This window comes from Clostridioides sp. ZZV14-6009 (assembly GCF_020658095.1).
Classification (GTDB): domain Bacteria; phylum Bacillota; class Clostridia; order Peptostreptococcales; family Peptostreptococcaceae; genus Clostridioides.
The window spans coordinates 19,274-38,785 of record NZ_JAGWDG010000001.1 but is presented as its reverse complement, the minus strand read 5'-3'; the positions used below and the strand labels follow the sequence as shown (position 1 = coordinate 38,785).

At 28.7% G+C, this 19,512-nt stretch carries 19 protein-coding genes; 8 read left to right on the top strand and 11 right to left on the bottom strand.

The window, feature by feature from the left end; translation table 11 throughout:
* The first annotated feature begins 5 nt into the window (after positions 1 to 5).
* The 5 genes from KGF36_RS00165 to KGF36_RS00145 all read left to right on the top strand — a co-directional run bounded on the left by KGF36_RS00165 (position 6) and on the right by KGF36_RS00145 (position 4,836).
* Positions 6 to 662 (top strand): CoA transferase subunit A, encoded by a 657-nt coding sequence (locus tag KGF36_RS00165; protein WP_227829195.1) that lies wholly within the window; start codon positions 6 to 8, stop codon positions 660 to 662.
* Positions 662 to 1,327: a 3-oxoacid CoA-transferase subunit B gene (locus KGF36_RS00160; protein ID WP_227829196.1), complete on the top strand. Its 666-nt coding sequence runs from the start codon at positions 662 to 664 to the stop codon at positions 1,325 to 1,327. Before KGF36_RS00165 ends, KGF36_RS00160 begins: the two co-directional genes overlap by 1 nt.
* Before the next feature lie 97 nt (positions 1,328 to 1,424).
* Positions 1,425 to 2,201 carry a 3-hydroxybutyrate dehydrogenase gene (locus KGF36_RS00155; RefSeq protein ID WP_227829197.1) on the top strand — a complete coding sequence of 259 codons (777 nt, stop codon included), beginning with the start codon at positions 1,425 to 1,427 and terminating at the stop codon, positions 2,199 to 2,201.
* 63 nt (positions 2,202 to 2,264) lie between these two features.
* Positions 2,265 to 3,599, top strand: coding sequence for a GntP family permease (locus tag KGF36_RS00150; protein ID WP_227829198.1), 1,335 nt, complete (start codon positions 2,265 to 2,267; stop codon positions 3,597 to 3,599).
* A gap of 409 nt (positions 3,600 to 4,008) precedes the next feature.
* Positions 4,009 to 4,836: a CAP domain-containing protein gene (locus tag KGF36_RS00145; RefSeq protein ID WP_227829199.1), complete on the top strand. Its 828-nt coding sequence runs from the start codon at positions 4,009 to 4,011 to the stop codon at positions 4,834 to 4,836.
* 169 nt (positions 4,837 to 5,005) lie between these two features.
* On the opposite strand, the gene KGF36_RS00140 is transcribed toward KGF36_RS00145, so the two are convergent.
* Positions 5,006 to 5,602, bottom strand: coding sequence for a TetR/AcrR family transcriptional regulator (locus KGF36_RS00140; RefSeq protein WP_227829200.1), 597 nt, complete (start codon positions 5,600 to 5,602; stop codon positions 5,006 to 5,008).
* Positions 5,603 to 5,822: 220 nt separating this feature from the next.
* On the opposite strand from KGF36_RS00140, the gene KGF36_RS00135 reads away from it, so the two are divergent.
* Complete coding sequence (locus KGF36_RS00135) at positions 5,823 to 6,191, top strand: hypothetical protein (protein ID WP_227829201.1); 369 nt, start codon at positions 5,823 to 5,825, stop codon at positions 6,189 to 6,191.
* 88 nt (positions 6,192 to 6,279) lie between these two features.
* Here the strand turns inward: KGF36_RS00135 and nifJ are convergent, their stop codons facing one another.
* The 5 genes from nifJ to KGF36_RS00110 form a co-directional block, all read right to left on the bottom strand.
* Positions 6,280 to 9,819: a pyruvate:ferredoxin (flavodoxin) oxidoreductase gene (gene nifJ, locus KGF36_RS00130; RefSeq protein ID WP_227829202.1), complete on the bottom strand. Its 3,540-nt coding sequence runs from the start codon at positions 9,817 to 9,819 to the stop codon at positions 6,280 to 6,282.
* A 513-nt stretch (positions 9,820 to 10,332) separates the two neighbouring features.
* Positions 10,333 to 10,902 carry a phosphate propanoyltransferase gene (gene pduL, locus KGF36_RS00125; protein ID WP_227829203.1) on the bottom strand — a complete coding sequence of 190 codons (570 nt, stop codon included), beginning with the start codon at positions 10,900 to 10,902 and terminating at the stop codon, positions 10,333 to 10,335.
* Between the two features lie 72 nt (positions 10,903 to 10,974).
* On the bottom strand, positions 10,975 to 11,583 hold the full coding sequence (locus KGF36_RS00120; RefSeq protein ID WP_227829204.1) for a flavodoxin family protein: 609 nt from the start codon (positions 11,581 to 11,583) through the stop codon (positions 10,975 to 10,977).
* 7 nt (positions 11,584 to 11,590) lie between these two features.
* Positions 11,591 to 13,354 (bottom strand): GAF domain-containing SpoIIE family protein phosphatase, encoded by a 1,764-nt coding sequence (locus KGF36_RS00115; RefSeq protein WP_227829205.1) that lies wholly within the window; start codon positions 13,352 to 13,354, stop codon positions 11,591 to 11,593.
* 42 nt (positions 13,355 to 13,396) lie between these two features.
* Positions 13,397 to 13,858, bottom strand: coding sequence for a hypothetical protein (locus KGF36_RS00110; RefSeq protein WP_227829206.1), 462 nt, complete (start codon positions 13,856 to 13,858; stop codon positions 13,397 to 13,399).
* A gap of 191 nt (positions 13,859 to 14,049) precedes the next feature.
* Between KGF36_RS00110 and KGF36_RS00105 the strand changes: the two genes are divergently transcribed.
* A complete protein-coding gene (locus KGF36_RS00105; RefSeq protein ID WP_227829207.1) occupies positions 14,050 to 14,511 on the top strand; it encodes a hypothetical protein in 462 nt (153 codons plus the stop codon).
* A gap of 97 nt (positions 14,512 to 14,608) precedes the next feature.
* Here the strand turns inward: KGF36_RS00105 and KGF36_RS00100 are convergent, their stop codons facing one another.
* From KGF36_RS00100 to hpt, 5 genes are all read right to left on the bottom strand, one after another.
* The gene (locus KGF36_RS00100) at positions 14,609 to 14,779 is read right to left on the bottom strand and encodes a hypothetical protein (protein ID WP_227829208.1); all 171 of its coding nucleotides are present in this window, start codon (positions 14,777 to 14,779) and stop codon (positions 14,609 to 14,611) included.
* Between the two features lie 189 nt (positions 14,780 to 14,968).
* Positions 14,969 to 15,190, bottom strand: coding sequence for an alpha/beta-type small acid-soluble spore protein (locus KGF36_RS00095; RefSeq protein ID WP_227432380.1), 222 nt, complete (start codon positions 15,188 to 15,190; stop codon positions 14,969 to 14,971).
* Between the two features lie 83 nt (positions 15,191 to 15,273).
* Positions 15,274 to 16,500 carry an NAD(P)/FAD-dependent oxidoreductase gene (locus tag KGF36_RS00090; protein WP_227829209.1) on the bottom strand — a complete coding sequence of 409 codons (1,227 nt, stop codon included), beginning with the start codon at positions 16,498 to 16,500 and terminating at the stop codon, positions 15,274 to 15,276.
* 69 nt (positions 16,501 to 16,569) lie between these two features.
* The gene (locus tag KGF36_RS00085) at positions 16,570 to 17,502 is read right to left on the bottom strand and encodes a phosphatase PAP2 family protein (RefSeq protein WP_227842019.1); all 933 of its coding nucleotides are present in this window, start codon (positions 17,500 to 17,502) and stop codon (positions 16,570 to 16,572) included.
* Positions 17,503 to 17,590: 88 nt separating this feature from the next.
* Positions 17,591 to 18,118: a hypoxanthine phosphoribosyltransferase gene (hpt, locus tag KGF36_RS00080; RefSeq protein ID WP_227432377.1), complete on the bottom strand. Its 528-nt coding sequence runs from the start codon at positions 18,116 to 18,118 to the stop codon at positions 17,591 to 17,593.
* A 228-nt stretch (positions 18,119 to 18,346) separates the two neighbouring features.
* Between hpt and KGF36_RS00075 the strand changes: the two genes are divergently transcribed.
* The gene (locus KGF36_RS00075) at positions 18,347 to 19,423 is read left to right on the top strand and encodes a pyridoxal phosphate-dependent aminotransferase (protein ID WP_227842018.1); all 1,077 of its coding nucleotides are present in this window, start codon (positions 18,347 to 18,349) and stop codon (positions 19,421 to 19,423) included.
* Positions 19,424 to 19,512: the final 89 nt, after the last annotated feature.

Sequence of the window (19,512 nt, the reverse complement as noted above, 5' to 3'; positions counted from 1 at the left end):
GAAATATGAATAAAATAGTTAGCATTGATGAGGCTCTATCTCATATCAAAGATGGAGATACAGTAATGGTTGGTGGATTCATGGCCAATGGTTCTCCAGAAAATTTAATTGATTATTTATGTGATAAAGGTATAAAAGATTTAACATTAGTTTGTAATGATACTGGTTTTATTGACAAAGGTGTTGGAAAGATGGTTGTTAATAAACAGTTTAAAAAGATAATTGCATCTCACATAGGATTAAACAAGGAAACAGGAAGACAGATGAATGATAATGAAACATGTGTCGAATTAGTTCCTCAAGGAACTCTTGCTGAACAAATTCGTGCAGCTGGTTATGGCTTAGGTGGAATACTAACACCAACTGGTATTGGTACTCTTATTGAAGAAGGAAAGCAAAAGATTGTTGTCGATGGTAAAGAATATCTTCTTGAAAAACCAATTCATGCTGATGTCGCTCTTTTATTTGCTTCAAAGGTAGATAAAGCAGGTAACTTAGTTTACAAAGGTTCTATGAATAACTTTAATAATTTAATGGCTTCAGCTGCTAATATTACAATAGTTGAAGCAGGTGAAATTGTTGAAATAGGTAATATCGACCCCAATGAAATTACTACGCCAGGTATTTTTGTGAATTACATCGTTGAAGGAGGTAATTTATAATGGATAAATTAGAAATGCAAGAATACATTGCAAACAGGGTCTCTAAAGAATTAAAGGATGGAGCTGTTGTAAATCTTGGTATAGGCTTACCAACCAAAGTAGCAAATTATATTCCAGATGAGGTAAACGTTATTTTGCAATCTGAAAATGGATTTCTAGGTCTAGGCCCAGCTGAAAATGGAAATTTAAGTGATGAAACTATTGTAAATGCTGGTGGCCAGCCAGTTACTATTCTTCCTGGAGGTTGTTTTTTCGATAGTGCCACTTCTTTTGGAATCATCAGAGGAGGTCATGTAGATGTAACTGTTCTTGGAGCACTCCAAGTTGACAAATATGGTAACATAGCAAATTATATGATTCCAGGTAAAATGGTTCCAGGTATGGGTGGAGCTATGGATTTAGTGACTGGAGCAAAAAAAGTCATTGTAGCAATGGAACACACTTCAAAAGGTTCAGCAAAAATATTAAATAACTGTACTCTCCCACTTACTGCAACTAATGCTGTAGATTTAATTGTGACTGAGATGGGAGTTATAGAAGTAACAACAGATGGGCTTCTACTTATAGAAATAAATCCTATCTTCACATTAGACGAAGTTCTTTCTGCTACTGAAGCACCTTTAATATTATCAGATTCATTAAATAAAGAGACATCAATTATTTAAAATAAATCAAAATTACATCAGAAAATAAATTTAAAAGACGCAAAATATTAATACAAAAAATTAATATAAAAATAAAATTAAATTGGAGGAAATAAAAATGGTTAAAGACAAAGTTGTATTCGTAACAGGAGCTGCAAGTGGAATAGGCAAACAAATAGCTGAATCATTCTTGAAGAATGGTTCTAAGGTAGTCTTCTCTGATATAAATCAAGAAGCACTAGATAATGTTACATCAGAATTACAAAAAGAAGGTTATGATTGTGCAAATGTAAAGTGTGATGTAACTAAAGAAGAAGAAATTAACCATGCGATAGATAATACTCTAGAAAAATACGGAAGATTAGACATACTAATAAATAATGCTGGTCTTCAACACGTTGCTATGATAGAAGATTTCCCAACTGATAAATTTGAATTTATGATAAAAATAATGTTAACAGCACCTTTTATAGCTACTAAAAAAGTATTCCCTATAATGAAAAAACAAGGATTTGGTCGTATAATAAACATGGCTTCAATCAATGGTGTAATTGGATTTGCTGGTAAAGCTGCTTACAATTCAGCTAAGCATGGACTTATAGGACTAACAAAAGTTGCTGCACTTGAAGCTGCTGACTCAGGTATAACAGTTAATGCTATATGCCCAGGATATGTAGATACTCCACTTGTTAGAGGTCAATTTAATGACCTATCAAAAACTCGTAATGTACCACTAGAAAGTGTATTAGAAGAAGTTCTATATCCACTTGTACCTCAAAAACGTCTACTAGATGTTCAAGAAATTGCTGATTATGCAATGTTTTTAGCTAGTGATAAGGCCAAAGGAATTACAGGACAAGCTTGCCTACTAGATGGAGGATATACTGCACAGTAGTTATTACATATTTAGGACTTGAGGAATTTATTCTTCAGGTCCTTCTACTAAGGAGGGATATTTATGAGTATTATCGCACCAATTGGTATAATTATTGGTATTATAGCTATTATATATTTTTCAGTTAAAGAAATTCATATAACTATAGCTGCTCCAATAGCAACTTTAATAGTTGTTATCTTAAATAAAATGGATGTTGTGACATCAATGTTAGGTGCTGACAAAAATAATTATATGGGAGCACTTGGAAACTATATAATGAGCTATTTTGCAATATTCTTACTAGGTTCTATACTTGCCAAGTTTATGGAAGAAAGTGGAGCTACTGTATCTATAGCTGATTTTATTTTAAATAAATTTGGCTCTAACCACCCTTACAGAGTTTTAGTTGCTATATTTATAGTGAGTTTTATACTAACATATGGTGGAATAAGTTTATTTGTAGTTATGTTTGCAGTTATTCCACTTGCAAGAACTCTATTTAAAAAACTTGATATTTCTTGGAATCTTATTCAGATACCTCTTTGGCTTGGAATTGCAACAATTACTATGACTATGATTCCTGGTACACCAGCTATTCAAAATGTTATTCCTATTCAGTACCTAAACACATCTCTTACAGCAGCAGCTATACCAAGTATTGCAGGAAGTATAGGTTGTGCTGTATTTGGTCTGGTATACATGAAATATACTTTAAACAAAAGTCTTAGAAAAGGAGAAACTTATGCAACTTACACTTCAGATATAGAAGAAGAGTCTTTAGATAGAGAATTACCAGGATTTTTTTCAAGTATCTTTCCTCTATTATCACTTGTAGTCATAGCAATATCTGGAAGTACTTTTGGTTCAGAATTTATGAAAAAAAATGTAATTTACATAGCCTTAATAGTTGCAATTATTTTATCTGCTTTTCTATTCCGTAAATTTTTATCGTCAAAAATACAAACATTGAGTATTGGTGCTAGTGGTTCTATAGGACCTATTTTTGCAACATCTTCTGCTGTTGCATTTGGAGCTGTAATAATGGCTGCACCAGGCTTTGATATATTCAGTAAACTTATCATGTCAATACCAGGAAGTCCACTTATAAGCCTTACTGTTTTAACTTCAACGATGTCAGCAATAACAGGCTCCTCTTCGGGTGCTTTGGGAATAGTAATGCCAAACTTTGCAGATTATTATCTAAGTACTGGCATGAATCCAGAATTAATCCATCGTGTTGCTACAATTGCTTCAAACATATTAACAATCGTACCTCAAAGTGGTGTTTTTCTTACATTCTTGAGTTTATCTAAATTAACACATAAAAATGGTTTTAAAGAGACTTTTATTGTGGTTGCAGTTGGTTCATTAATAGCAGAAATCATTGTAATTACATTAGGATTACTAATGTATTAAACTAAATCAAATTACTATTTATTATATAAAAAGTCATCTATTTATGATAGATGGCTTTTTTATTTTCAAGAACTTAATTAAAGATACTTTTTTTACTTATTTTCAAAGTATATATTAAATAAATATCACTAACTATAAAAAAAATTTACCGCAAGCAGAATTTTACATCATAGAATTATTATAAAAACACTATTTCTTCTAAAGCAGCTATGCCATACTATGCAGATTAATGATGAAAATTATCAAACATCATAAAATATACCTATTTATTCCAGGTATATTTTATTTACATATCTTTACAGTAAAAAAACACTTGATTCTATGTTAGTATAAATGCACGGGTACCCCCTACACTAAAGGTTACAATTTAGTAACATTTTTAGAATTTTTAGATTGAGAGGTGTTTATAATGAGAAAAAATATACCAACAAAATTAAAAACTATACTAGCTTTAGGAGTGTTAACCTTAGCAACAGCTTCCAGTGCTGTTACTGCAAGTGCTTCGTCACTTGAAAACAATATGAATATAAGTAATAAAAATTTAGTATATACTAATGCTAAATTTAAGTTTTCAGCAAAACCAAATTGTTCTGTAAAGCCAGAACTTAAACCTGACAAGGATAATTCTTGTAAAGATAAGAATCATAATGACAAGAATTGTAATATTACTAACAGACCTAGCGACAACAATAATTCAGACTCTACTAATAAACCTGAGGATAATAATAACTCAGACTCTAGTAAGCCTGAAGATAACGACAATTCAGGTTCTACTAATAAGCCTGAAGATAGTAATAAACCAGAAGATAATAAACCTGAGGACAACAACAATTCAGGCTCTACAACTGGAAATTTTTCAGCTTACCAAAAAGAAGTCGTTGATTTAGTAAACGTAGAGAGATCTAAAGCTGGATTAAATCCACTTACTCTTGATGCTGATGTATCAAATGTAGCTACAAAGAAATCTCAAGATATGATTGACAACAACTACTTTGCACATAATTCGCCAACTTATGGTTCTCCATTTGATATGTTGAAAAAGTTTGGGATAAGCTATAAAACAGCTGGTGAAAATATAGCAATGGGACAGAAAACACCAAAAGAAGTTGTAAATGCTTGGATGAATTCTGAAGGTCATAGAAAAAATATATTAAATCCAAATTACAGTAAAATAGGTGTTGGAGTAGCACAAAAAAGTGGTGGTTCAATTTACTGGACACAAATCTTTGTAGGATAAAATACTCTTTTTCCATATATACAAAAAGAGTATCTCAAGATGATTTTTAAAAATCATAAGTGGGATACTCTTTTGTATCTATACTATATCATAGTATTTTATCTTTAATATATTTTTCATACTAAATATAAATTCCTATATTATAAATATTATTTAATAATTAAATAATTTAAAAATCCCTTATAAAAAAATCAAAACTTCCTTTCGGCGCCATTAGACTTCTTTCTAAAATCAAAGTTAATGCTTCTAATTTGCGTTTTTTCTCCTCTTTATTCCAAGAAAAAATACCTGGGTCAAGTAAAAAAGTGAAAATAGATAAAATTATCTCTGATACTTCTAAAGTATATTCACATTTAAATATCCCTTCTTCCACTCCTTGTTGAAATATTTCTGCAACAATATGAGAAAGTGAAGTAAGTATTTCTGCAAGAGATTTTTGATGGATTGAAGCATTAAATTGTTGGTGAAGATATTCATCAATTGAAGATTCAACTGTTGATGTTATATAACTTTGAAATAATAGCATCAGTTTTGAAATTGAATCCAATTTACTTTTCTCTACAATAACTTTACATTTATCTATAATCTGGCTATAAGTTCGTTCAACTACTGCATCAAATATTTCATCCTTAGATTTAAAATAATAATATATACTTCCTTTTCCAATACCTGCTCTTCTTGCAATATCACTAACTGAACAAGTTGCTCCTTTTTCTTCTCTTAATAATTCTTGCATGGCATTTAAAATCAACTCTTTTTTGTCCATATACTCACCATCCTTATTTTGTATTATAACACAGTATCAAAAAGTTGACCACTGGTCGAAAATATGATACAATACAAAAAACTCGACCAGTGGTCGAAAAATATTTTTAAATAATTTTTATTTATCGCAATATCTTTTTTATAATTACATAGCTGAAATCTACTTAGTTGTCTAAGATACATTTACATTAAAATTTATTTAAATTTGGGAGGATAATTTTATGAACGAAACAGCACTTTCGCACTATGGTAATTGGATTGGTGTAATTATCTGGATATTAATTTATGGAATTTTTCTATTTTTTCTACCTTTTTATAAAAAAAGTCAAAGAAAGCCCACTACAGCCTATCTAGAATTTATAATAGCTTACGCCCTTGAAATGTTTGGTATACCAATGAGTATGTACTTTGTAGCATGTTTTTTTGGCAAACAACTACCAGATGGTGTATTGTGGGGACATACACTAAATCAATACATTGGTCATTTTGGAATGTATATATGTATAATTTTAAACATTATTGGTGCTTTACTAGTAGTTTTAGGTTGGAGAACAATATACAGAAACAAAATCTTAATTCTTACAGTTTGATATAAATAAAAAAGGGATACTATTTTTTAATAGTATCCCTAATTATTATCAAATTATATCTTAAATAAGCATTATAATATTCTAATTATTATTCAGCTAATTTTTTGTATCCTTCATATCTTTCTTTAGCATCAGCTTCAGCTTTTGCAAATAATCCATCAGCTTCTTCTGGGAATTGTTTAGCTATAGCAGAGTATCTTACTTGTGCAAGTATGAAATCTCTGAAGCTTGTAGTTGGTTCCTTAGAATCTAAAGTGAATGGGTTTTTACCTTCAGCTTTTACTTCTGGATTGAATCTGTATAAATGCCAGTATCCGCAAGCAACAGCTTGTGCTTCGTTAGCTACAGTTCTTCCCATACCTTCTTTTAATCCATGGTTTATACATGGAGCATAAGCTATTATTAAAGATGGTCCATCATGTTTTTCAGCTTCTAGAACAGCTTTGATAAATTGGTTTTTATCAGCACCCATAGCAACTTGAGCTACATATACGTTTCCGTAAGTCATAGCCATCATACCTAGGTCTTTCTTTCTAGATTGTTTACCTGCTGCAGCAAATTTAGCCATGGCAGCAGCTGGAGTAGCTTTAGAAGCTTGACCTCCTGTATTTGAATATACTTCTGTATCAAATACAAGTACATTTACATTTTCACCAGATGCAAGAACATGGTCTAATCCACCATAACCGATGTCATATGCCCAACCGTCTCCACCTAGTATCCATTGAGATCTCTTAACTAGATAATCTTTTCTATCTCTTATAGCTTTTACTAATTCTTTAGCTTTTTCATCTGTGCAATCACAAGCTGGTTTTTCTAATAATTCAACAACTTTAGCACTTGCTACTTTAGAAGCTTCTCCATCATTTCTAGAATCTAACCATTCTGTAAATACTGCTTTAGCATCTTCACAGATATCCATAGAAACTAATTCTGTCATAGCATCTACTATTTTTCCTCTTATTTGTTTAACAGCTGTGTACATACCAAATCCGTATTCAGCATTGTCTTCAAATAGAGAGTTTGCCCAAGATGGACCTTTGCCTTCATGGTTACAAGTATAAGGAGTTGAAGGTGCAGAAGCTCCCCATATAGAAGAACATCCAGTAGCATTAGCTATCATCATTCTATCTCCATATAATTGTGTAACTAACTTAATGTATGCAGTTTCTCCACATCCAGCACATGCTCCTGAGAATTCCATTAATGGTTGTCTAAATTGACTTCCTTTAACAGTGTTTGCAGGCATAACATCAACTTTTGGAGCTACATCTTCAGGATTTACTGCAAATGCCCAGTTATCTAACTCTGTATCAAGTTGAGTATCTATTGGTTTCATAACTAAAGCTTTTTCTTTAGCTGGACATATATCAGCACAGTTTCCACATCCTGTACAATCTAGTGGACTAACTTGAATTCTATATTTTAATCCTTCTAATCCTTTACCTAATGCTTTTTTAGCTTCAAATCCTTTTGGAGCATTAGCTAATTCTTCTTCTGTAACTAAAACTGGTCTTATACATGCATGAGGACATATAAAAGAACATTGGTTACATTGGATACAGTTATCCAATACCCATTCAGGAACATCAACAGCTATACCACGTTTTTCATAAGCTGAAGTACCACAAGGGAATGTTCCATCTTCTATACCATTGAATGTACTTACTGGTAAGTTATTACCTTCTTGCGCAGTCATTGGTCTTAATATATTTCTTATAAATTCTGGTTCTTTAACTTCTTCTTTATCTGCATCAACAGCATTTGCCCAAGAAGCTGGAACTTCAACTTTAACTAAAGCATTTATTCCTGCATCAACAGCAGCATAGTTCATGTTAACTATCTTTTCACCTTTTTTACCATAAGCTTTAACTATAGAATCTTTTAAGTATTTAACAGCATCTTCTTCTGGTATTATTTCAGCTAATTTAAAGAATGCAGATTGCATTATCATGTTTATTCTATTTCCAAGACCTATTTCTTGTCCTAGTTTAACAGCATTAACTGTATAGAATTTTATATCATTTTTAGCTATATATTGTTTCATGTGAGCTGGTAAGTTTTCTTCAATTCCTGCTTGATCCCATATAGTATTAAGTACAAATGTACCACCTTTTTTAAGACCTTTTAATAAATCATATTGATAAACATATGATTGTTTATGACAGGCAATATAGTCAGCTTCATCTATTAAATAAGTAGCTCTTATTGGAGTATCACCAAATCTTAAGTGAGACATAGTTATACCACCAGATTTTTTAGAGTCATAATCAAAGTAAGCTTGAGCATATTTTTCAGTATGGTCACCGATTATTTTTATAGCTTGTTTGTTAGCTCCAACAGTACCGTCAGAACCTAATCCCCAGAACTTACATCTTATAGTTCCTTTAGAAGCTATTTTAATTGATTCAGATGGAGTTAAAGAAGTATTAGTTACATCATCAACTATACCTACTGTAAATCCATTCTTAGGTTGTTCTGAAACTAAGTTATCAAAAACAGTTTTTATATCTGAAGGAGTAGTATCTTTTGAACCTAATCCGTATCTTCCACCTATTATCATAGGAGCATTTTCTTTTCCATAGAATACATCACGTACATCTAAGTATAATGGTTCACCAGTTGAACCTGGTTCTTTAGTTCTATCAAGTACACATATTCTTTCAACAGTAGATGGCACAGCATCTAAGAAATGTTTCATTGAGAATGGTCTGTATAAATGAACTTTAACTAAACCATATTTTTCTCCCTTAGCATTTAAGTAATCTATAGTTTCTTCTATTGTTTCTGTTACAGAACCCATAGCAATTAATATAGATTTAGCATCTTCTGCTCCATAGTAATCAAATAAACTATGTTTTCTACCTGTTAAATCACTCATTTTTTCCATGTATTTTTCAACTATACCTACTATATTTTGATAGTATTTGTTAGAAGCTTCTCTAGTTTGGAAATATATATCTGGGTTTTGAGCAGTACCACGAGTAACTGGATGATTTGGAGATAAAGCATTATCTCTAAATGCTTGAACTGCTTCAAAGTTTAATAAACTTGCATAATCTTCATTTTCTAATAATTCCACTTTTTGGATTTCATGTGAAGTTCTGAATCCATCAAAGAAATGTATAAATGGTAATTTACCTTCTATTGCAGCTAAATGTGCAACAGGTGCTATATCAGCTACTTCTTGAACTGAACCAGAAGCTAATAATACACATCCAGTTTGTCTAGCAGCCATAACGTCTTGATGATCCCCAAATATTGATAAAGCTTGAGATGCTAAAGCACGAGCACTTACATGGAATACTCCTGGTAATAACTCCCCTGCAACTTTATACATGTTAGGTATCATTAATAATAAACCTTGAGATGCTGTAAAAGTAGAAGTTAAAGCTCCACCTTGTAAAGAACCATGGAATGCTCCTGCTGCTCCTGCTTCTGATTGCATTTCAACAACATTAACTTTTTGTCCAAATACATTTTTTCTTCCTTGTGATGCCCACTCATCAACTACTTCAGCCATAGTTGAAGATGGTGTGATTGGGTATATAGCTGCTACATCTGTAAATGCATAGGCAACGTGAGCTGCAGCTGTATTCCCATCAAGTGTTTTCATAAACTTAGCCATAATATGTATCCTCCTTGATAGCTACAATTGTACTTGTTTATAACAAGTCTATTTTTTTATATTTACATATAATTTACACAACAAAAATATAAACACACATAGTCGCGCAAATACTCTATCTTCTAATATAATACTACAGATTGGATAAAATTCCTTTGAAAATTGTAAATTAATTACATATTTAAGTAGATTTTTTTTAAAATTAAATATGTTAAGTTTTTTTCATAATTTTGTATACAATATATAATAAATTAAGTTAGACTTTTCAAACTTTTTTATCTATTTGTATATATTAATATTAGGAGTAAGAGAACCTTCTTCATCATATATAAATTTTATATATTAATTTTACCATATTACATCATATTTTTGTAAGTTTTTATTATAATTTTCATAATACCCCTTTATATTATAAATTAATCTAATAGATTAAATTTATAATATAGAAATTTATTACAGTAAAAAATATGCTAGTAAACAAAATATTCACTAGCATTAATTTCATATATAAAATTAATCAACTATTAATTCTACTAAATCTCCATTTTTAACGCCTGCTGCATTTCCTTCTTCCATGTCAACATGCATTTCTAAATTAAAGCTATCACTAGCTCTTACTAATACATTTTCAAATACTAATGCTCTTGGTCCAGATGTTTTAACTTTTACTATTTGTTTATCAGTTACACCAAATTTAGCAGCGTCTTCATTGCTCATATGTATATGTCTAGAAGCAACTATAACTCCTTCTTTCATTTCAACTTCTCCAGCTGGTCCTACTAATTTAACCCCAGGAGTTCCAGCTATATCACCAGATTCTTTTATTGGAGCTTTTACTCCTAATGGGAATCCATCTGCTAAAGAAATCTCAACTTGAGTTTGAGCTCTAGCTGGCCCTAAAACTCTAACTCCTTTTAGAGTCCCCTTTGGACCGACTAAATCTACTTTTTCTTCACAGGCAAATTGTCCTGGTTGAGATAATGGTTTAAATTTAGTTAATTCATGACCTGCTCCAAATAATACGTCTATATCAGCTTGACTCAAATGAACATGTTTATTAGATAATGCTATTGGTAATTTCATTGAAATTCCCTCCTTTAATTATTTTTAAATTATTGCAATACAATTATACATAATATTACTTACAAAATCAAATTATATTGAATCAATATACGCTTTTAGACTCTTAGATATAGTGTCTTTAAATTCTTGATTATCTGTGTAAGGTATATTATCTGTATTGTTTAAATATATATTGTGTAAAAGTTTAGTATTTATACTCTTAAAGAAAAAGTCCATAACTATTTGCCCACCTTTAAATTGTGAATCATAAGGTTTACTACCTCCTACTGCAATATACATTCCTATACGCTTTTTATTCCTATCAATTGAAGGCTTATTTAATATATACTTGCTTGCATAGATAGCTTGAGTTCTATCAACAACAGTCTTTACTTTAGCTGATATTGAATCAAAATGTACAGGACTTATTACTATAGTCCCTTTTGATTCATCAAACATTTTATATAGAGGTTTCATATCATCATTAAATTTGCAATATCCTGTCTTATTACAAAATCCACATGCTGTACAATATTCAATATCCATATCATATATATTGAATATTTTACTACTAAGTCCACTATCTTCTAATTTAAGTTTTATTTCATTTGCTATAAAACTACAATTTTTATTATTTCTTGGACTTCCATTTATTATTATAATTTCTGGACTTTCAAGTTCTATTTTATTATTTAAACCCATAGTCAATCTACCTATCCTTTAACATAACGATTAAAATATCATCATCATAATTATCTTTTGATGAAAAGTTTCTTAAATCTAATTTTAAATTTTCTACTATCAGCTGATGATTTAATCTAAAATTTTCTTTTAAAAAGTTTTCTAATCTCTCTATACCATATTCTTCTTTTGATGTATTTTTTATTTCTAAAATTCCATCAGTATACATACATACCATTGCATAATCTTCCATTGAAAGAATATTATTTTCATATGTTGCATCTTCCATTACCCCAATAGGTATTCCCTTTTTACAATTTAAGTTAGTTTCTATTGTTCCATCTTTTTTTACAACTACAGGGCTATAGTGTCCTGCATTAGATACTGTAATCATATTTTCTTTAGTATCTATAAGACCAATCAAACAAGTTGTAAATACTCCCATTTTGTCAAACTCATCATATAACATCCTATTTAAATTTGTCATTATTTCTTGTGGTGTCTTATACTGATTACATAACACTTTAAAGGCACCCTTTATCATTGCAACAACATAATTCGAAACCATTCCATGCCCCATTACATCAGCAACAATATAAACTATGTGTTCAGCATCTACCTTTGTAGCATAATAAAAATCTCCACCTACTACTCTTGCTGGTTTATGATAAAAATAAAGTTCTTTTTCATCATTACAATCCATTTTACCTTTGTCCATAATAAGTTGTTGCTGTTTATTTAATATATTTAACTCATTCTCAAGAATCCTGTGCTTTACTTCTTTTTCATTGTGCTCATATAACTGCATACCAACTAAAACCTGTTTAGATAATATACTAAGGATATTTAAATCATCACTCGTGTAGTTTTTGCTGTTTGCACAAACAATGCATCCTATAGTCTCATTTTTATCTTGGAGTTTGTAATATATATAACTTTCCAAGTTTATCCCTTTTTGTGAGCATGGTTTTAAATTATTTAAATATCCTCCTAAGGATTCTTTATTTACAAACTTGTCCAACATAGGATATAAATTTGTTTTCTTTTTATGCTCAGTATTATAACAGCTAAATATTTTATCTTTATTACCATGACCTGTTATAATTATCAAAGCTTCTTTACTATTAGTAATGTTACACGCCTGTTTACTTAAGTTTTCTAAAAATCCATCTATACTTTTATTGAGATATAATTTTTTAGTAGCTTCATTTATAGCACTTATTGAACCTCTTAATTTATCAACCAAAATTTGTACATTATTATTTTTATTAGTTATTTCTATTGATAAACTTAAGAGAGATGCAACAGAAGATATAAAGTCTATATCTTGTTCTGTTAGAAAATCTTCTTCTGTCAAAAAGCAAGTCATAAATCCAACTACTTCATTATTTATGATAAAAGGAAAAACTATTCTACCAATGTAACCTTCAGATTTTGCTAAATCTCGTTCCCCTTCTGCTCTAGAATCTTCAAATACATTTTTCACATATATTATCTTTTTCTCATTTACAGCTTCATGGATATATTCTGGATATGTGTCAAAATCAATTTTTGCACCTTTAAGACTATTGATTGGAAAAATTTGAGGTACATACTCTAAGGTTTGTGAACATACTAAATAGGCATATTTAGAATCATTTTTATAAAATAGATTTACACATGCCTTTGTAGGGTGAACAACCTCTAACATTTTTTCTATTATTTTATCTTTTATATTAAAAAAATCTGTAGATTCAGTCACCATAGCAGATATTTCCACTAAATTCTTCATTTTATAATTGCCATTAGTCATACTCAATTTCTCCCCCTATATATTAAACTATTTATTAGTATTTTAACATACATTCTTTATAGTAAAAACAAAAACAACGACAAAACTAAGAACTAATATCCAGTTAAATCCTGTCAATATTCCTATAAGAAGTAATGTAATCAATGAATTTAGACCTGTTCTTCCCTTTTCATCCATAAAAGTTATCTTAGAGATGTCGATATTATTTTTTACATTGTTTATATGTTCCTTCACTTGTTCTTCCATATTTCTCTTATAAAGAATATACACCACTCCAACTAGAAATACTCCTATACCTAATATCCAATTTAGATTGAATGCTACAATAAGCAGTATTGAACCAAAAACTAACTTTAAAAGTTTAAAAAACACACTATCTATCTTTAAGGTTATATTTCTGATTTCTTTACATTCATCCCTTAATGAATATCCACTTGAATCTAAGTTATTAATCTTTGTTTTTACAATTTCAGAATAAAAAAGCTTTATTATCCCATTTAACATTTTCATCACTCCTAAATATTTTACATATATTTGTAAGTTTTACAATTATAATATTTTTTATACTTGGTAATAATAAAAAATAACAAATATTTTATAATTTAGTATTTATTGTAAATAAATTATTAAAACTTTATAGACTAAGTATAAATTTTTCAAAATAAATATTCTTACAATTAAAAGGAAGTGTTTTTGTGCAAATAGAACAACTCGATTTAGAAACAAGAAATAAAATATACTGCTATACAAAAAAAATTCTTAGAAAATACCAAAAAGGTATTACATCTGGAAAATTAACAGCAGATAAATTTGCAGATAATATATTATCTCAAGATTTTATAAATAGTATACTTGATGAAAAAATAATAAATGAATATGAATTTAAGTTATCTTATATAGACTATATTGAAACTTTAATAAAAATACAAAATGAAAATTTGTCTAACTCAAGAAAAAAATCTACTAAATCTATAAAATGTTTTAATATCTCTCAGATAATTCAATTGAAAAATTTATTACATGATACTGGTTATAATCTATCAATTCCATATAAGTACCTGACTCCTAAGGATATAGAAGGTATTATTACACTTATCAATACTGGGTCTATTGAACTTGGAAACGAGAGAATATATAATTATATATCAAAAGCATAATAAAATAAATTTATTATAAAAAGGCAATTTATTTAATATAAAAACTATTTTTTTATATTAAACAAATTGCCTTTTTAATTTTTATTTCTATATGACATTACCCAAGAGCTTTTTCTAATTTAGATAAGTGTTGTATTGGATAATATTTCAATAGTTCTTTAAACTGTTCTACTGATAATCCTTCTGTTGTTGTATAGATTTTTATTTTTTCATCTAAATCACTATTAATAAATTTATTTTTTAAATCTTCAAAGTTTACACTACTCATTTTACATCACTCCTTATGTAATATATTCATTTGTACTATTTTATCCAGATTTCTAAAATTTATTACATAAAAATATCGACATATAAAACTTAATAAAAAAAAGCTATCTCAATTTAGAAATTACTTTCTATATTTGAGATAGCTCTAGCTATAACAATAGCCTAATAGTTATAAATAATTATTTATTAACTATCTGTTGTTTTTTCCAGCCATTTGTTGTTCAGCCATTTCAACTAATTTTTTAGTCATGTATCCACCTACATAACCATTTTCTCTTGCAGTAAGGTTTCCTTTATCAACTTGTTGATAATTACTCATACCAAGTTCATTAGCTATTTCTAATTTCATTTGGTTTAAAGCTTCTTTTGCTCCTGGTACTACTGTTTTGTTGTTGTTATTGTTACTTGCCATGTTGATTACCTTCCTTCTGTTTAATTTATTTTGTGTTGCTGATAATATTATGTGATTTTAAACATTTTTAATTCAGGTAATTTTTAGCAATTAAAACCTGCCAAATATCCAGTTGAAAAAGCTATTTGCAAATTGAATCCTCCTGTGTATGCATCTATGTCTATTACTTCACCAGCAAAAAATAAACCTTCTACCAATTTTGATTCCATTGTACTTGAGTTTATCTCATTCACTTTTACTCCACCAGAAGTTATTATTGCTTCATCAATAGGTCTATATCTTTTTACTGTAAATTTTAAATTTTTTAGTAAATGAACTAAATTTTTTCTTTGTTCTCTAGAAACTTGATGAACAACTGTATCTGGAGAAATCTCGCTTAAATTTATTATTATAGGTATAAGTTTTTTAGGAAGCAAATCATCCAATGCTTTTTCAAATTTTTTATTTGTATACTTTTGAAAATCTTTTTGAACTCTTTTATCTAATTTTTCTTCGTCTAATGCAGGTTTTAAATCCAACAGTATAGTATAATTTTCTTTAGTTGTATCTTTCATCCTACAACTTGCAGACTTTATTATAGGTCCATCTAAACCAAATTTAGTAAATTCAAGTTCTCCAAAATCATTATACACTTTCTTTTTTTTACTATTAAACACGTTTATCTCGACATTTCTTAATGATAATTTTTCTAAATCTTTTACAAAACCTTCTTGAACTTCTATACCAATCAAAGATGGTTTTGTATCTACAATAGTATGCCCCTGCGAAACAGCAAATTTATATCCATCACCAGTAGAACCAGTAAGTGGATAACTTAATCCACCAGTTGCTATTATGACTGAATCGCACTTGATTTCTTTTTTATTGTTTAGAATTACTTTTTCGATTTTATTATTTTTAGATATTATTTTTTCTACCCTAGAGTTTAATAATATATTTACTTTTTTGTTTTTTACTTGTTTTTCAAGAGCTTTTACAACATCAAAAGCTTTATCACTTTCTGGAAAAACTCTTTTTCCTCTTTCTGTTTTAGTTTTTACTCCAAGATTATTAAACATACTTATTACATCATCGTTTGTAAAAGTGTAAAAAGCACTATATAAGAATTTACCATTTGTAGGAACATTTTCTATTAATTCCTCTATATCACAATCATTAGTTATATTACATCTACCTTTTCCTGTTATTGCAAGCTTCTTACCTAACTTATGATTTTTTTCAATTAAAGTTACATCAAACCCTCTTTCAGATGCAGTTGATGCTGCTATCATCCCTGCTGGTCCACCGCCTATTACTACTATTTTCTTCAAATAATCACTCTTTTCTATCCTTAAATTTTCTTAAAATTAAATTAGTATCTATCAATAGTGCAAATTAAATTAATTTAATTTCAAAATTTTAAACAATGCAGGAGCTCCTGCTACTCCATAAAAAACAACCACTGTATACTTAATAAAATTCATAAAAATTATACTCATACTAGAGTCACTTATATTTAAAGTCGTTATTAATATTGAAATCAACACTTTAATAGCAACATATAAAATCCCTATTGTGACTATTCCAATCAAAAACCTACAAATTCTCGAAAATATCATGTTTTTACTCTTTTTATTTTTATTACTAAAATTAATTTTTTTATTATTATTTTCTGTAGTAAATTTAACAAATTTATCTTCAACTATATACCCAAATACAAACCCTACTAGAATACCAAATTTTTCAAAATATTCAGGGCTTTTTAGAAATATTGCTATTAATATAAATGGGATAAGTAATGCTACAAGAAAAATATATTTTTTATTATCATCGATATAGTCAAATATTTTTACAAATACAACTGTAAAAAATATGCCAAGTATCCAACCAGCAATTACATCTATAGGCCAATGAACAGCTAAATATAGTCGAGATAATCCTACTCCTAAAACCATCACTGCACCCAATAAACGTATATAGTTTCTTTTAAATATAGTCATAACACTAACCCAAAATGTAGTTGCAGTTTGAGTATGTGCACTTGGAAAAGAGTATCCTCCAGCGGTAGAAACTCTCAGTGATTCAAGACCTTTTATACCTATTGGTCTAGGAGCCTTTACAAATTCTTTGATACCTAGATTCACAACAAAATTTCCAACTATCGCGAACAACATTTTTTGTCCACATTTTTTATTTATACACCAATATATAACTGCTGTAATTAATATCAATAATGGTGCTTCTGTACTTACTGTAAATACAAGAAATATAAAGTTTAAAATTGGATTTCTTAAACTCTGGAAAAATAATAATATACTCAATTGAATATCCATACCGATGTCTCCTTTACTAAAATTTTATATACTTAATTAAAAAGCACTAACTCCTACAGAGATTAGTGCTTTTAATTCACATTTAAGTCTATTCTACATCCTCAACTATACCTATATAAGGTAAATTTCTATATTTTTCAGCATAATCTATTCCATAACCAACAATGAATTTATCTTCTATAACAAATCCAACATAGTCTACAGGTATATTAGCTTTTCTTCTTTGAGGTTTATCAAGTAGAGTACATAATTTTAGAGATTTTGGGTTTCTAGTTTTTAAAGCTGCAACTAGATTGCTTAATGTTAAACCAGAATCTATTATATCCTCTACAATTAACACATTCTTTCCTTCAATATCTACATCTAAATCTTTTAATATTTTAACTGTACCAGAAGATTCTGTTGAATTTCCATAACTTGTAACACTCATAAAATCTATATTTACATCTAAATCTATACATCTTATTAAATCTGAAACAAATACACTAGCTCCTTTAAGGATACCTACTACTAGTAAATCCTCACCTTTAAAATCTTCTTCTATTTTTTTACCTAATTCATAAACTTTTGCTTTTATCTGTTCTTCTGTCAACATTTTTCCTGTAACTTTGTACATCTTGAATCCTCCCGCTTTCCATCTATTAACCTATATATTATAGCATACTAAAATATCAATTAAAATATTTTTCATCATTTTTAAACCTAAATTAACAGCTTATCCATACTTTTTTGCTTTTTCTCTTAAAAATTTGGAATAAATATTCCTTTGTATTATAATCTATATGTAAATATATTAATCAGTTATTTTTATTAATTATATAATTTTATTATTGGAGGTACTTTTATGAGCACAAACCATGGAGCTAATTTATATAGTTTATCTAGTAAGTATGGCTTTTCAAAAGAAGAATTTATGGATTTTAGTTCTAATATAAATCCTTTTGGTACATCAGATTTAGCCAAACAATACATTGTAAACAATATAGATATAGTATCTATGTATCCTGACCCTGATTACATAGACTTAAAAACTTCTATATCTAACTACTGTAAGTGTTCTATAGATAATATAGTACTTGGTAGTGGAGCTACAGAATTAATTTCATCTTTTATACATACAATTAACCCTAAACAAGCTCTTTTACTTTCTCCTGCTTATTCAGAGTATGAAAAAGAACTATCTAAAATTAATTGTTCTATAGATAAATATTTTGCTAAAGAAGAATATGATTTTCATATAGAATTAGAAAATCTTATAAAGACTATTAATTCTAAAGACTATGATTTAGTTGTAATCTGCAATCCTAGTAATCCAACTGGATTTGCATTTACTAAAATAGAAATAATAGAACTATTAAAAAACACAGATAAGTTTTTAATGATTGATGAAACTTATGTAGAGTTTACTGATACAAACATATACTCTTCTACTCAATTAGTCGATGATTATTCTAATTTATTTGTTATAAGAGGAACATCAAAGTTTTTTTCAACACCAGGCATAAGACTTGGATATGGTCTTATATCTGATAATGATGTTAAGAATAAAATAAATAACAACTTAGATTTATGGAATATCAATATAGTGGCCTCTAAGATGGGAGAAATCATGTTTAGAGATTCAAACTTTATCTCTAATACTATTTCTTTAATGAATACTGAGAGAAATTACTTACTTAAGGAGCTTAAAAGCATAGACAATCTAGATGTATATGATACTCAAGGTAATTTTATATTATGTAAAATCAAAACTCATGAATTGACAGCTAAATCCCTTCGTGAAAAACTAATTCCACAAAAAATAATAATAAGAGATTGCTGCTCATTTGAAGGTTTAGATGAATATTTTTTTAGAGTATGTATACTAAAGCCTGATGAAAATAAATTACTAATATCATCTCTTAAAACAATTTTCAAATAGAAAAAGACTAGATACAGATTAGCACAAATAGTTCAAATAATACAATAATTAAGGGTTTATAATTATAAATTATAAAAAAATGAGCTATC